The 15,153-nt window shown below is 38.5% G+C and carries 12 protein-coding genes; 6 read left to right on the forward strand and 6 right to left on the reverse strand.

The window, feature by feature from the left end; translation table 11 throughout:
* Positions 1-24: 24 nt before the first annotated feature.
* On the reverse strand, positions 25-270 hold the full coding sequence (gene ilvM, locus H4J63_RS14150) for an acetolactate synthase 2 small subunit (protein WP_002959893.1): 246 nt from the start codon (positions 268-270) through the stop codon (positions 25-27).
* Complete coding sequence (ilvG, locus tag H4J63_RS14155) at positions 267-1,916, reverse strand: acetolactate synthase 2 catalytic subunit (protein ID WP_002959891.1); 1,650 nt, start codon at positions 1,914-1,916, stop codon at positions 267-269. The genes ilvM and ilvG overlap by 4 nt, the downstream gene beginning before the upstream one ends.
* 553 nt (positions 1,917-2,469) lie before the next feature.
* Between ilvG and H4J63_RS14160 the strand changes: the two genes are divergently transcribed.
* The 6 genes from H4J63_RS14160 to H4J63_RS14185 all read left to right on the forward strand — a co-directional run bounded on the left by H4J63_RS14160 (position 2,470) and on the right by H4J63_RS14185 (position 9,528).
* A complete protein-coding gene (locus H4J63_RS14160) occupies positions 2,470-4,140 on the forward strand; it encodes a phosphoethanolamine transferase (protein WP_182197193.1) in 1,671 nt (556 codons plus the stop codon).
* Positions 4,137-4,508: a diacylglycerol kinase gene (locus H4J63_RS14165; RefSeq protein WP_007377290.1), complete on the forward strand. Its 372-nt coding sequence runs from the start codon at positions 4,137-4,139 to the stop codon at positions 4,506-4,508. Before H4J63_RS14160 ends, H4J63_RS14165 begins: the two co-directional genes overlap by 4 nt.
* Positions 4,499-6,445: an LTA synthase family protein gene (locus tag H4J63_RS14170; protein WP_182197195.1), complete on the forward strand. Its 1,947-nt coding sequence runs from the start codon at positions 4,499-4,501 to the stop codon at positions 6,443-6,445. The genes H4J63_RS14165 and H4J63_RS14170 overlap by 10 nt, the downstream gene beginning before the upstream one ends.
* Before the next feature lie 63 nt (positions 6,446-6,508).
* A complete protein-coding gene (locus tag H4J63_RS14175; protein ID WP_154903897.1) occupies positions 6,509-7,183 on the forward strand; it encodes a response regulator transcription factor in 675 nt (224 codons plus the stop codon).
* Entirely contained in the window at positions 7,164-8,600 is a 1,437-nt protein-coding gene (locus H4J63_RS14180) for a sensor histidine kinase KdpD (protein ID WP_182197197.1), read from the forward strand. The genes H4J63_RS14175 and H4J63_RS14180 overlap by 20 nt, the downstream gene beginning before the upstream one ends.
* A gap of 49 nt (positions 8,601-8,649) precedes the next feature.
* Positions 8,650-9,528: a TraB/GumN family protein gene (locus tag H4J63_RS14185; RefSeq protein ID WP_182197199.1), complete on the forward strand. Its 879-nt coding sequence runs from the start codon at positions 8,650-8,652 to the stop codon at positions 9,526-9,528.
* Positions 9,529-9,574: 46 nt separating this feature from the next.
* Here the strand turns inward: H4J63_RS14185 and H4J63_RS14190 are convergent, their stop codons facing one another.
* From H4J63_RS14190 to H4J63_RS14205, 4 genes are all read right to left on the reverse strand, one after another.
* Positions 9,575-10,981, reverse strand: a complete 1,407-nt coding sequence (locus H4J63_RS14190; protein WP_182197204.1) for an ATP-binding cassette domain-containing protein — start codon at positions 10,979-10,981, stop codon at positions 9,575-9,577.
* 191 nt (positions 10,982-11,172) lie between these two features.
* Positions 11,173-13,506, reverse strand: a complete 2,334-nt coding sequence (locus tag H4J63_RS14195; RefSeq protein WP_024605315.1) for a fatty acid cis/trans isomerase — start codon at positions 13,504-13,506, stop codon at positions 11,173-11,175.
* Positions 13,503-13,865, reverse strand: a complete 363-nt coding sequence (locus tag H4J63_RS14200; protein WP_182197200.1) for a hypothetical protein — start codon at positions 13,863-13,865, stop codon at positions 13,503-13,505. The genes H4J63_RS14195 and H4J63_RS14200 overlap by 4 nt, the downstream gene beginning before the upstream one ends.
* Positions 13,866-13,951: 86 nt before the next feature.
* Entirely contained in the window at positions 13,952-14,746 is a 795-nt protein-coding gene (locus tag H4J63_RS14205) for a VOC family protein (protein WP_182197202.1), read from the reverse strand.
* Positions 14,747-15,153: the final 407 nt, after the last annotated feature.

Here is a 15,153-nt window from a genome sequence, read left to right on the forward strand (position 1 = left end):
CGTAAATTGTTTTTCAGTTCGTAATTACACAGCCTGTTGTTGCTGTAAATTTTGTAAAGTGACTTCTTTGACATCCACCAGCTTATTTAACTGGCTGGTTAAAAGGTGAATTGGTTTATCACTATCTACCGTCATGTCTACATTATAAAAACCATCGTCCATATTGAGCTGAAAATGCGTAAGGTCAAAACCACGATGACGCACCACTCGTAAAAAGCGCTCTACCGCTATACTTTGGCTTTTTAATGCAATAGTTAGGCTATGTTTCATTTTGCTTTCTCCGTCATCATTTCGTCGTTAGCAGCCCCAGGTGGTACAAGTGGCCAAACATTTTCTTTATCATCAATACAGGCATGTACTATGTACGGACCTTTACTGTTAACTAATGCAGTTATCGCATCATCAACTTGGTTAGCGTGAGTAATTGTTTGCCCTGGGATACCAAATACAGCAGCTAATTGCACAAAGTCTGGGTTATCCGACAGGTTAGTTTCAGAATAACGCCCTTCAAAAAATAGTTCTTGCCATTGGCGAACCATCCCTAAACGCTGGTTATCTAAAATTAATATTTTTACAGGTAAATTGTTACGACGAATAGTGGCCAATTCTTGAATATTCATCATTATAGAACCATCGCCCGATACAGTGATAACAAAGTCATCAGGGCGTGCTACTTGCGCGCCAATAGCCGCAGGTAGACCAAAGCCCATTGTGCCTGCACCACCACTGCTTAAATGATTACTCGGATGAGTAAACTTCATGTGTTGTGCTACCCACATTTGGTGCTGACCGACATCGCAGCACACAACCCCTGTTTTTGGCATGCGTTGGCTTAGTTGGTTTAATAAGTACGGTGCAAAAACCTTCTCACCTGGGTAGTCGTAACGCCAAGCATGCTTAATATTCATTTCTTTATTTGTGTCACACCAAGCTTTAGGTGTTACAAAGCATTCAAGTGCGGGTAACGACGTCTTTAAATCAGCAATTAATGAAGCTTTAGCAGGTTTTCGCTTACCAACTTCAGCAGCATCTATATCTAAATGGATTACTTTAGCTTTAGCTGCAAATTTAGCTAAGTTGCCTGTTACGCGGTCATCAAAGCGTGCCCCTATACATACAAGTACATCACATTCTTGCACTGCGATATTAGCAGCTTGACCACCATGCATACCCAACATACCTAAGTAATGTTCGTAATCTGGTAATACACTGCCCAACGCTTTAAGTGTAGATACAGCTGGCATCTGAGTTTTATTTAAAAATTGCATTAGCTCGTCTTGCGCATCAGCGGCTTGTACACCACCACCTACATACGCTACAGGCTGTTTAGCCTCACTCAACAATTGATTAGCAATAGCAACTTGCTTTAAATCTAACTCTGGTAAGTATTCATCAGCTGCTAGCCAAGGTTTAAAAGGGACTTGAGCCATTTGAATATCTTTTGGGATATCGACAAGTACGGGACCTGGGCGGCCGCTTTGCGCTAAATGAATTGCTTCTTGTAATATCTCTGCTAAGTCTTCCGCTCGTTCTACCATGTAGCTGTGCTTAGTACACGAAAGCGACATACCTAGTACATCTATTTCTTGAAACGCATCTGAACCAATAGCTGCAGTAGGCACTTGGCCGGTGATCGCTAACAACGGAACTGAGTCCATCATCGCATCAGCAAGAGCGGTTATTAAATTAGTTGCACCTGGGCCAGATGTTGCAAAACATACGCCTAATTTACGTGTGCTACGAGCATAACCAACTGCTGCAAACCCTGCACCTTGCTCATGGCGAGTTAGGTAGTGTTTGACTGGCGCGCCATACAGCGCATCGTAAATTGGCATAATAGCTCCGCCTGGGTAGCCAAATACTTCATTTACGCCGTGTTTGGCCAATAAGTCGATTGTTAGTTCTGCGCCTGTCATTAATAAACCCTCATTCCTCAGTGACAACTCAATTACATTTTTACGCTAAAAACTTTGCCCTTAAAACTAAAAAGCCCTCCGAACGGTTAAGTGCGGAGGGCTTTTTTAATGCTTAAGTTTTTAAAGCACTACGAAGCCCTCGCGGGAATAATCACCACGATAATAATCAGGACTAGGTTAAGTGCGTTTGTAAGCATGTAATTAATACCAAATTTTGTTCAATTATCGCGAAGGTTATTCCTTCGCTCTCTTTTTATATTAGTACCGCGCTAGGCCCTTTAAGTCAACACCAAAGTTAATCTAACAAAAAGACTAAAAGGCAATTTATCAGGTTTTAAAATTCATTATACAAGCTGGTAGTGGTTTTTTTATGCTCTAATTTTAATCTCAGAAATTCACTATTCTTATATCCCTTATTTAAGGTTTGATTAATTTTTGAGAATATTTTTATAAATAAAATTATTTATCACCTTCAGGTAATGCGTAGGTTCTCTTAAGCGACTCTTAAGTGTTGTTGCATAGCATGGCGTTGTTATTTTAAACGAGCCTAAATATGAACATAACTAGCCAAACACCAGCACAAAAAAAGCCAAATCGTAGTAAGCGGTTTTACATTCACTGTAGTGCAAATGCCTTTGTAGTGATGATTGCCTGTTATTACTGTTTAGTTATAAACATTCCTTTTATTCAAGGTTCGTTTAGCGCCATCACCTCCCTTGCATCTTTTTCGTGGCTATTTTTACTTTCAGTGCCACTGCTGTTGTTATGCCTTTTAATTATTTTCTTTTCAATAGTGTCGGTTAGGTGGTTACTAAAACCAATTAACTACCTTTTACTGATAATTTCGAGTGCCGTACTTTACGGCTCATTAAATTACGGCGTCGTGTTTGACTATTCAATGATTCAAAACACGTTCGAAACAGATTCAAGCGAAGCACTGAGCTATTTAAATCCGCAGCTCATAGGCTTTCTACTACTGTTTTGTGCGCTACCTGTTTTTATATTAAGCAAAGTAAAAATACACTTTACCCGCCCTCACCAAGAAGCAATTAGTCGTATAAAACTTATTGTAGCGTGCTGCTCACTAATTGCTTTAGTGGTCGTAAACTTTTACGCCGATTACGCAGCCACTGGCCGCAATAACCGCATTTTGAAAAAAGAACTCATCCCATTTCAGTATCTCTCTAGCGGTTATAAATATATGCGCGATCAGCTGCTGTATACCAATATGGAATTTAAAAACATAGATGCAGCACCTACCCTAATTGCGCCTAATACCACCAGTGTAACAGTTATAGTTGTTGGCGAAACCGCACGAGCAGAAAACTTTGCTTATCAAGGTTATAAGCGCAACACCAACCCTTATACACAAAAGTATAATGTGACGTATTTTAATAATGTGGCGTCTTGTGGCACCGCTACTGCTGTGTCTGTGCCGTGTATGTTTTCACTGCAAACACAAGATAACTTTGATCGTTTAGCAGCCGACAACCAACAAAACCTGGTTGACTTAGCACAACAAGCTGGCAGCGACGTACTGTGGGTTGATAACAACAGCGGCTGTAAAAACGTATGCACCCGTGTTGTTAACATTGATATCCCAACCACCCCATCAGCGCTTTGCGATGGAAAATATTGTTTTGATGAAGCACTGCTTGCTCCACTTAAGCGCAAACTCGCTAATTTAAACCAAGCTAATACCGTTATCGTCCTACACATGATGGGCTCACACGGACCAACCTACTTTAAACGCTACCCAGAAAAATTTAAGCAATTTACGCCCACGTGCGACAGAAGCGACATTCAAAACTGCTCACTCGATGAATTAGTTAATACCTACGACAACACAATTGCGTACAGCGACTTTGTTAACGCCCAGGTAATTGAGCAATTAAAAGCTCTGCCAAACAACATAGATAAGCAGTTTTTATATGTCTCTGATCATGGTGAATCACTTGGCGAAGCCGGTGCTTATTTACATGGTTTTCCGTATAGCTTTGCACCTAGCACACAAACGCACGTTCCTCTTTATATGTGGGCTGATGAGCATAATCAGCGCATTACTAATACCTGTTTAGCTAATCTAGACACCCGCGCTGCACGCTCACACAACAATATTTTTCACACCCTTTTAAATTTAATTGGCATTAAAAGCAAAACGTATCAGGCATCACTTGATTTACTTGCTAACTGCCAAACAACACCAAGCGAAATAAAACTATGAGTAATAAAACCGTTATAAAACGCCAAGGCTTAATGCGTCTTATTTTTACCTTAAGCCATTCTTTTAACGGCTTAAAATGGATGAGTCGATTTGAAGCGGCGTTTCAACAAGAGCTAGCACTGTTTTCATTACTCGGTGTGTTTGTGTGGCTACAAGAAATTGCACTAAAGGATAAATTACTGCTTATAGCTAGCCTGCTTTTTGTATTGTTTGCAGAGCTGGTAAATACGGCAGTTGAGGTTGTAGTTGATAGAATTGGCAGTGAATACCATGAGCTTTCGGGGCTAGCTAAAGATATAGCCTCTGCAAGCGTGTTTATAGCTATGCTAATTGCCGCTCTTATTTGGTGGGCTGTGTTATGGGCATAAAGCTAACTTTTATACCTAAAATACAAAATACACTTGGCCCTGTATGGATTTTTGTTGTATTTGCTGTTTTGGCACTTAGCTTTTTAACACTTGCTCGCTTTGGATTAAGTGTATGGCAAGGGGAGCGTGTATTTGGATCGCATGCGTGGTTATCTATATTTATAGGTGGTTTAAGAGTTGATATAGCCACTCTAAGCTACATTATTATGCCCGCATTACTACTTATTTTACTGATGCAAAGCGTAGGGTGGCAAAATAAAGTACGCGGCCTCATTAAAATTTATTTAGTGACGATGTCTGCTTTACTTGTTTTTTTTGAAGTGATTACGCCTACGTTTATAAACGAGTACGATTTACGCCCAAACCGCTTATTTATAGAATATTTAATTTATCCTAAAGAAGTCTCAAAAATGATTTTTTCAGGCTATAAGTTAGAAGTATTTATTGCTGTTATAGCACTTATTTTAAGCTGTAAATTTGCAAGTAAAATATTTAGCAATCAATGGCAAAGCAAGTCATCACTAACAGGTTTAAATCAATCAATTTTAGCGCTTATTTTAGTATGCTTAACTATTTTTGGCGCCCGCAACTCATTAGGGCACAGACCACTTAACCCCGCCATGGTCTCGTTTTCTACTGATCACTTACTTAACGACTTAACCCTTAACTCACTTTATAGCGTCGCGTTTGCAGTTAAGCAACTTTCTAATGAGCAATCGAGCCAAGACTATTACGGTAAAATGCCCACCGATGAATTACTTAGTATTGTGCGTAATAACATGCAAAATACGCAAGCCGCATTTAGCGATGTAACCGCCCCTACAAAAACGTTTCATCGCGCAAGTAATACAGGTAAACCCAAAAATTTAGTCATTATTTTACAAGAAAGTTTAGGTGCTCGTTATGTAGGCACGCTTGGCGGTTTACCGCTTACACCTAATATAGACGCCCTTTATAAACAAGGCTGGGGGTTTGATAATTTATACGCCACGGGCACACGTTCAGTACGTGGAATTGAGGCAGTAATTACAGGGTTTACACCAACGCCTTCGCGTGCAGTTGTTAAGCTTGATAAATCACAACGCGACTTTTTTACCATTGCTGATTTTTTAGCGAAGCAAAATTACAACACGCAGTTCATTTATGGTGGCGAAAGCCATTTTGATAACATGCGCAGCTTCTTTTTAGGCAACGGTTTTAAAAGTATCGTAGATACAAATAACTTTAAAAAAATAGACTTTAATGGCTCGTGGGGCGCATCAGACGAAGACTTGTACGACCAAGCTGACATAGAACTTACTAAGCTTAAAAATCAAAACAAACCCTTTTTTAGCCTTATATTTTCAAGCTCTAATCATAGCCCGTATGACTTTCCTGACGATAAAATAACGCTGTACGATAAACAAAAACAAACCCGTAATAATGCTGCCAAGTATGCCGATTACGCACTAGGCACCTTTATCGAAAAAGCTAAAAAATCGAGCTACTGGGATGATACTGTATTTATAGTTATTGCCGATCACGACTCGCGCGTATCGGGTTCGAATTTAGTACCGGTGGATCACTTTAAAATTCCGGCCGTTATTTTTGGAAAAGGTATTACCCATAAACGAGATAGCCAACTAGCCAGTCAGCTCGATATTCCTGTTACTCTACTGTCTTTAATTGGCGCAAGTGGTAAGCACCCAATGATAGGTCATGATTTATCAAAGCCAATTAGCGACAACAAACTACGCGCAATGATGCAATACGACAAAAACTTTGCCTACATGCACGATAATAAAGTGGTGGTGTTACAACCACAAAAACCAGCAACAACCTATACGTATAGCAATAACCAGCTTGTACCATGTGAAAATGATGAGCAACTAGTTAGAAAAGCCCTAGCCCACGCGAACTTGGGTAATTTAGCCTACACAAATGGTTGGTATCATTAACCAAGTGACTTGATAATAAAGCCTTGTTAAAGTAACAAGGCTATTTTTATAAACCGAGTAAACATGAAAATCCTCGTTATTGAAGACTCTGAAGCACTAAGACGCAGCTTGCAAGTTGGCCTTAGCAACCTTGGTTTTACCGTAGATGAAACTGGTGATGGCTCAGAAGGGCTGAGTATGGCACTGAGTGGAAACTACGACCTCCTCGTACTTGATTTAATGCTACCGAGCGTTGATGGCATGAGTATTTTACAAGCACTGCGCAGCAGTAATAGCCAAAGCCGTGTGCTAATTTTATCGGCACGAAGTGAGCCTCAAGATAAAATTAACGGCCTTATGAAAGGCGCTGACGATTATTTAACTAAGCCATTTTCGTTTGAAGAACTCCATGCTCGTGTCCTTGCATTACTTCGTCGTGGTTCACTGCAAAACCAACAAAATAGCCTAACCGTAGGAGATTGCGTATTAGATCTCTCCCTTAAAACTCTTCATTACAAGCAACATGCCATTGAGCTCACGCGTAATGAATACAAAATAATTGAATGCTTATTTAACGCCCCAGAGCGAGTATTGGGGCTTGAACTTATAAGTGAAGCGGTGGTAGGTCAGTTTGATATGCTCTCTAAAAATGCGCTTGAAGCACACATCTCAACCATACGTAAAAAAGTAAGACAGTTTGATGGCGAGCTCCCGATAAAAAATAAACGTGGATTTGGTTATGTCGCAACAACAAAATAAAAATCACTCAATAAAACGTAAACTCGTTAATAATATTAGCGCTGTGATCTCAGTTATTTTATTCACCATATTTTTAACCGTTGATTTAAGTGTTGATACTTGGGTGGAAGATCAGTTCAATCAGTCTTTAACTAATAAAGCTAACTACTTAAAAACCTTAGTTGAAGATGACAACAACGTGGTTGAATTTGATTTTGCTGGTGAGTTTATGTCGGAGTATGAAGCTGCAGATGCCACGGAGTTTTACCAGTTATGGCATGGCAGTGATGTTTTTGAGCGCTCGGACTCATTAGCGCTTTATGAAAATGCTAACCTGCCTTTTTTAGAAATGCCGATAAATGAATCTAAAATTATAGATTACGAGCTTCCTAACGGGCGTGATGGCCGCGCACTTATAAGTCACTTTGTAGCCCAAAAAGATGATAGAAATCCCACCCACTCTGCTGTTTTTAATACCATGACGCTTGCAATCGCAGCGCCCACCTCCGAACTTAATAAAGTACTGATTATTATTGATGTGGTCTTTATTTTAACCTGTGTACTTGGTGTGTTTGGTGTGCGCTATTTAGTGACACGTATTGTAAATAAAGGCCTGCACCCACTACACAATTTAAACGACCAAATTAAGTTACTCGATATTACCGGTGTTGCGCAAACAATAGAAAGCGACTTTAAAGTAGAAGAAATAGAACCTATACGTAACGAGCTAAATAAGTTTATTACCGTTAATCAGCAACTCTATAGTAATGAAAAACGCCTAACAAGCGATATTGCACACGAGCTTAAAACCCCAATAGCTGAACTAATAAGTCTTTCAGAAGTGGCTATTCGCTACCCTGACGATAAACGCATTAGCGACACCTATACCAGTGATGTACTTAATATTTCACAGCGCATGAAAACAATTGTTAGCAACCTATTACTGTTGCAGCGCTCAAGTAGTAGTGCTATGCAATTGAATGCGCAAAATATCATGCTAAATAACCTAGTAAATCAAATTGTTGATGAGCTGACCTTTAAGCACCCAAGTATTAAAGTGCGTTTAAATAATGATATAACTGACGAGTTTACACTTAATGTTGACGAATTTAGTTTAAGTACCATTTTATGTAACTTAATCGATAACGCACTATTTTATGGACTTCCTGAGGCGCCAACTAAATTAACTGCCGTAAATAACAGCACAAACATGAGCATCTCTGTTAGTAACAAAGTAAATAAACCACTAAGTGATGAACAGCTAACTGCTATTTTTGACCCGCTCTATCAGCTAGATTCATCTAGAACTAATAATCAGCGCCATGGTTTAGGATTATCAATTGTACAGAGCTTATGTAACTTAAATGGCTTTACTATTACGGCCAGTAATACCGAAAACAATACGTTAACGTTTATATTAACGTTACCTCTGAAGTAAATTTAGGTTAGTATTTACACTACTAATTTTGAGATTTTAAGGACAAACCATGAATGCTCTTACCCGTATTAGCCACTTTTTTATTGTGGCGTTACTTATAACATTTAGCCTTAACAGCTACGCTGCTCCTGCCTTATATAAAATAGAAAAAAATGGCGTTAGCTCTTACTTATTTGGCACCGTACACGTTGGTGATGCCAGCATGAAAGGCTTACCTAAAAATGTAACCGATGCGATTAACGCAAGCAAAGTAGTCATTGTTGAAGTTGATATAAGCAAACTTACTCCACTTGAAATGCAGCAGCGCTCAATGCCATTTATGATGCTAAGTGACGGTAAAACATTACAAACTGAGCTTTCAAAGCAAAATTATACCAAGTTAAAAGATTACTTTGCTAAAAAGTCGATTGATATTGCTATGTTTAATGGCTTAAAGCCTTGGGCTGTTATGGTGACTATGATGCAAATTGAATTTCAAAATGCAGGTTATTCAGATAAAACCGGCATAGACAAGCAAGTGCTTAGTTATGCTAAAGAGCATAATATTAAAATTGGCGAGCTTGAAACCCTAGAACAACAACTACAAATGTTTGATGGTATGGCGCTATTAAGCAATGAAATGATTGAAGAAACATTTGAGCAACTCAGCGATATTAATACTTACTTTATCAAATTAGTTAATGCTTGGAAAAGCGGTGACATGGACACACTAACCGACTACTACAACATGAGTTTTGATGACAGTAATTACGGTGAAATTAGCGAGCAAGTAATGCTAACTAACCGCAATAATAACTGGGTTAAACAACTCACACCGCGTTTAGCAAACGAGCAGCTATTTATTGCTGTAGGCGCTCTGCATTTACCTGAAAAACACGGGTTACTTAAACAACTTCGAGATAAAGGCTTTAGCGTTACTCGTCTTTAAAATAAAAATGGTTGAGTGATTTTTCGCTCAACCTTTCTGTGAGCTTTTAATGAAAGTCTTCCATTTTTAAGTAATTCTCTATTCCTTTAATTTTGTCTGCCGCATGATGATTTACATAAATCACAGTACTTGTATTGGCAGCACAAATTTTCTCTATTAGTAGCAGTACACGCTGCCTGTTTGCTTCATCTAAGCCCAAGCAAGGTTCATCTAAAATAAGTAACGTTGGATGTTTTACCATAGCCCGCACAATTAATAACATACGCTGATCGCCGTACGATAGCTGGGTGAATGAGGTGCTTTGCTTGTCACTTAAACCAATAAATGCCAGCCACTGCTTAGCAATATTAATTTGTGCGTCGCTCGGTTTTTGATATAAACCTATGCTGTCGTAAAATCCTGAAATAACAGTATTTAAAGCCGATATACTTACGCGGTAATCCATATGTAGCGCGTTAGATATAAAACCAATATGCTGTTTTATATCCCAAATACTCTCCCCTGTCCCACGTTTAAAACCGAACACTTCAATGTCATTGTTATAACACTGTGGGTTATCACCTGTTATTAAATTTAATAAGCATGTTTTGCCTGAACCGTTCGCTCCAGTAAGCTGCCAATGCTGATGCTTTTCTATAGTCCAATTGAGATTTTTGAATATGCTTACATCACTGTAACTAACTTTAGCATTACTCAATTTAACTAAGGTATTACCGGTGAATGCCTTTTGCTCTTGTTCGGTATCAGGAGATGGCACATCCAATGAAGTATGCTCTAAATGAAGTAGTTTTAGTAAATCACTCAATTGCTCACTGCCTGGCTTTGCCAAAGTATGTAACAAGCAACCTTGGTTTACATAGCCATAGTGAGTAATGAATGAAGGGATTTCGTCTAAGCGGTTTAGCACAAAAACAAAAGTAATCGTGTGGCTAAGCTCTATAAGTATTTTATTAAGTTGCTGGCAAGATTGTACGTCGAGTCCATCAAATGGCTCGTCAAGCACGACTAACTCACTATGGGAGCTGAGTGCTTTAATTAATAAAAGTTTCCGCGTTTCACCGGTTGAGAGATCTCTAAAATGTCGATTTAATAACTCATCAAACTTAAACAATTTTATAAGCTGCTTTCGTAAATCAGCATTATAATGCTGATCTGTAATAAGCGATTTTACCAGGCTATTTTTTTCTTCTTTAAGTTCTTTATTTAATAGCTGTTTTTGCGCATCCGATGAAACAAGCTGTGGGTTTTTAAACGTACATACTCTTTGCCCACTTTTATACTTAGCTTCACCGACTAACGCCGCTGTTAATGCTGACTTACCTGCACCGTTAGCACCTAGAAGCAACCAATGCTCACCTTCGTTAACTTGCCAGTTTAAGTTGTGAATATTGTAGCGGCTTTGACCTTGGCTTTGTAAAAATCCATTAAATTGCTGAAATTGAATTAATTGCACAATCGACTGCACGCTAACTTCCTAAGTGAATACTAAAATCGTAAATTAACGTATTTTAAAAGCACTTAGCAAGTGAGTTTTCGTCATCTAAAACATTAATGCCAAGATGCTCATGCAGATTGGTATAAGTGATACTCATCGAATAAAAAAGCCCAACTAAAAAGCTGGGCTAATAAAATAAAACTATTTAATTATCTATTCTCTAAACGGTTATAATCGAACATTCCATATTCTATCCCACGATATTTTTTAGCCGTATCGTGTAATATATCGCTGTATTGCCAAAACTGTGGATGAGTACGTCGAATGCCAAACTTAGATTTCAAAGCACCATAATCGGCTTCTATTTGCATCATAGGCAATTGCTCGGCAAAAGCATTTACTTGCTGCTCGTTATTTAAATACCAAATAGCTGCAGGATAATCACCGATAAAGCCAGGAACAATAGTCGCGGTATCTTCATCATAAGCACGTTGACCATCTTCGTTTAATAAACTAGAAATATTGTAGTGCGCATTATGATGAATAATAGTGTAGCCCTTATGACTATTATCTTTTTGCTTTACAAGTACAAAAGAAAGCTGAGGTAACAAGTTTACCGCTTTTGCTGGCATATTACTTACTACATTTAACGGCTTTGGTACTTCAGTGTAGTTGTATCTTTCACTTAAAACTGGCGCTAAGGCTTCTTTCATCAAAGTATATAGCTCATGCTGTGGATCATCAGTTTTATAGTTAATACCACTTGGCTGACTAAATTCTCGGTTATTTTTAAAGAACTTAGATAAGTCAGGTGGTGAATTACGGTACCACTGCTTTTTGATTTGATTACGCTTGTGCTCAGGTAATAGAGCTAAAAAGTTTTGCTCTCCCTCTAAACGTAAAAAATCCATATATAAACGTGTAACCAATTGATGGCCTATATTTCCGTATACATCAAAGCCTGCCACAAGCAAATAATGAATACGTTCAAATAACGCATAATCAAGTATCCACGTGGTTTTAGGCTCTTGACCAATAAAACCTTTAACAACAGTTGCACTATCAAAATGGCGGAAAATAGTCAGCGCAGCATTTTTATTGTGCCCATCACCTTTCCAAAGCAAGTCAGTTGTAAGATGCTCGCCACCTTTAAACATTTCGTTAGCAAGCTCAACTTTTGCCTGTAAATATTTTTTCTCACGAACTGAATATTTAACCCAGCTAGAAATAGGTAACGCATTACTTTCCTCTGCGGCAGGAAGTTCTAGAGCTTCTTCATGTTGCATTAACATTTCCCCTATAGCAGGAGTCGCAACCTTATCAGGATCAGCAAATGCCACCCAAAAGTGATCATTTATAACATTTAAAGCAATCTGACCACGACAAACAGGCCCTTTTATAAAGCCCATAATAATTAACTCTGCTTCATCAAGCATAAATTGATATTTAGAATTAATAGGAATAACTTCAAAAGTTTTAAATGGGTTAGATGCTGACTTAGGCTCATAACTCGGCATTTGCGTAACTGTATAATCTGGCGCAATAAACTGCTCGTACAAACGCAGTAATTTAGTTTCATTAAGCTCAAGTGGTAAATGCGTTTTAGAAAGTATGGTTGTACGCTCTTGCATAAAACGATAATAAACACGGCTAACTTTAGGGTCATCGTATGGACGACGCGTATTAATTAACTTTATTTCCTCACCAGGAGGCGTACTTGAGCGAACTAGTTTGAAAAAGCTTTGTGGATTTTCTGACGTAAAATAAATATGTGCTAAAAACCAATGTTCATAAATATAACGTGCTGATAACTGATACTTTAAGTTATCTTGATTTAAAAATGCTTCCCAGCCCTTTATTTTATTCTGATCATACTTACTTGGTGGCTCAATATGTGACATTTTACCGCCATTTTTAAGCCAGTTCTGTAAATGATTAAACTCTTCGCGCGAAACCCCAGGTAAACCATAAGGCATACCGCCATGAGGTTGCTCGTCAGCTAATCGGTCAAACTCCCCCATTGTTGCACAGGTTTGCGAACGCCCTAATGAAAAATCAAATTCATCATCTAGCACTTCATTAGTTGGTAATTCATAGCTTTGCTTTAACACTAAACTATTAAATAAAACACTTCCCGCTAAGTTTGCTTCTTCACTTTGTACGCGCTCATTTAGCACTGGCGTAAAGTTTTTTTCTCGCCATTGCTGTGTATTAGTTGCATCAAACAATAAACGGCTTGGGGTCGTTGCCAATAAACGAGTTCCATCGTAAACGAGCTCTTTACTCAAACCTCGATCAATACCTTCAGGGGATGAGAGCTTAAGCTGGCAAGGTGCATCGTAACAACCATGGCAAACGACGCAGCGGGTATCGAGTACTGGTTTTACGTTTTGTAAAAAATCAGCTCCAGCAAGGGTAGAATGTGGAACGATACGTTCTTGCGCTTGTTCAGGGCCAAATAAATCATCGTAATGTGCATTACCTAAGTAAGCACAACCACTAAGGATAATTAATACAAATGTACTTATTATTATTTTTTTCATTCGTCCTCGTCACCTAAATCGAAGGTGGGCATCATATCCATTTGAGGAGAAACGAATGTTTTTTGACCTTCAGTATTCAAAACAATACTTAAAAGAGGCCCATGCGTTAATGTTATCTGCGCATCATGCTCTTGCTCTAATATACTTAAATACAGAGAATCAGTTATAAGCAACTCATAACCGCTAACGGTAATAGCTACACTGCTATCTTCACTTGGATTTTGGCAAATTTGAGCAAGTAACTCATCATCAAGTTCAATTGATATTTCAAAATCAGGCTGCTCTAAATCTCTATTACTTAATGATTCATCTAATAGAAATAAAGGAAGGGTTAAATTGCTATCTTGTTCAAATTCCATTGCGTTCTCTGCACTTTCTGACGATTTAATTGGCGAGTATTATAACAAACTAGCGAGTAAATTAACGCTAAAGCTAATGTAACTGTTTAAACGTCATCTATAACAGATTCGATCACCGAAAATACAGCACCTTGAGGGTCGCATATAACACTAAAACGACCAACATCGGGGATATCTGTTGCAGAAACACATACTTGTCCACCTAGGCTAGCGGCTTTATTTACTGCTGTATCGCAGCTCTCTACTGCAAAATAAATCATCCAATGAGCAGGAATATCTTCAGGCCAATCGCTTGTCATCTCAAGCATACCGGCAATTGGGTGTCCACCTACTAAAAATAAAGTGTAGTTCATACCTTCCATTGGCTTTATTTCACTTTCCCAGCCTAGTAAAGCACAGTAAAAATCTCTACTTACTTTACTATTTCTGGTTGCTAACTCATGCCAATAAGGCGTGTTTAATTCACCTAAGTGCTTACAACCTTTATGCTCATTGCCTTGCCATAGTGCAACAGTGGCACCTACAGGATCTTTTAGCATCAACATTCGCCCTGCATTCATAACATCATGAGGACCGGCAATAACTTCAGCACCTAGTTCTTTAGCTTTTAGCGCACAATCGTCAACATTGTCGACGGCAATGTAAGCCAACCAATGACTTGGGATCCCTTCACTAATTTGCTCTTTAGGCATTTCATACATAGCGGCTATATCACCAGCTTGCTTTTGTAGCATGGTGTAATATATGTCCTCCCCAATAGGTTGATCGTCATACCCCCAATCAAATAATGATGTATAAAACGTCTTACCTTCTTTCCAATTGTGTGTACAAAGTTCTGACCAACAAAAAATGCCATGTGGATGATTATCAATTTCACTCATTATTAAACCCTTATTATTCTATTTTTATCTAAACGAGCTCTGTCACATTTTATAAACTACATAATTGAACAGATCATAAATTGAGATTAGAGCAATAACTAAGCGGAGTCGATAAAAGAAGGGCAAAAAATTCGTTATTCAGTTGTTTCATATATGAGGCTTTTAACGCAATTAGCGTCAGATTTAATCCCTCAAATTGATTAAATATTATTGCTGATCGATATAAATGATTTACTAAGAAGTCCTTCGCTCTAGAGGAATCCCTGAATCACTTTTTTGCAGACGTAAAAAAGCCCGAATCGTTAGATCCGGGCTTTCTACAATTTGAAGCCTGGTAATGTCCTACTTTCACATAGCAAATGCTACACTATCATCGGCGCTGTTTCGTTTCACTACTGAGTTCGGCA

Source organism: Pseudoalteromonas sp. 5Ae-yellow (assembly GCF_014077565.1).
GTDB lineage: Bacteria > Pseudomonadota > Gammaproteobacteria > Enterobacterales > Alteromonadaceae > Pseudoalteromonas.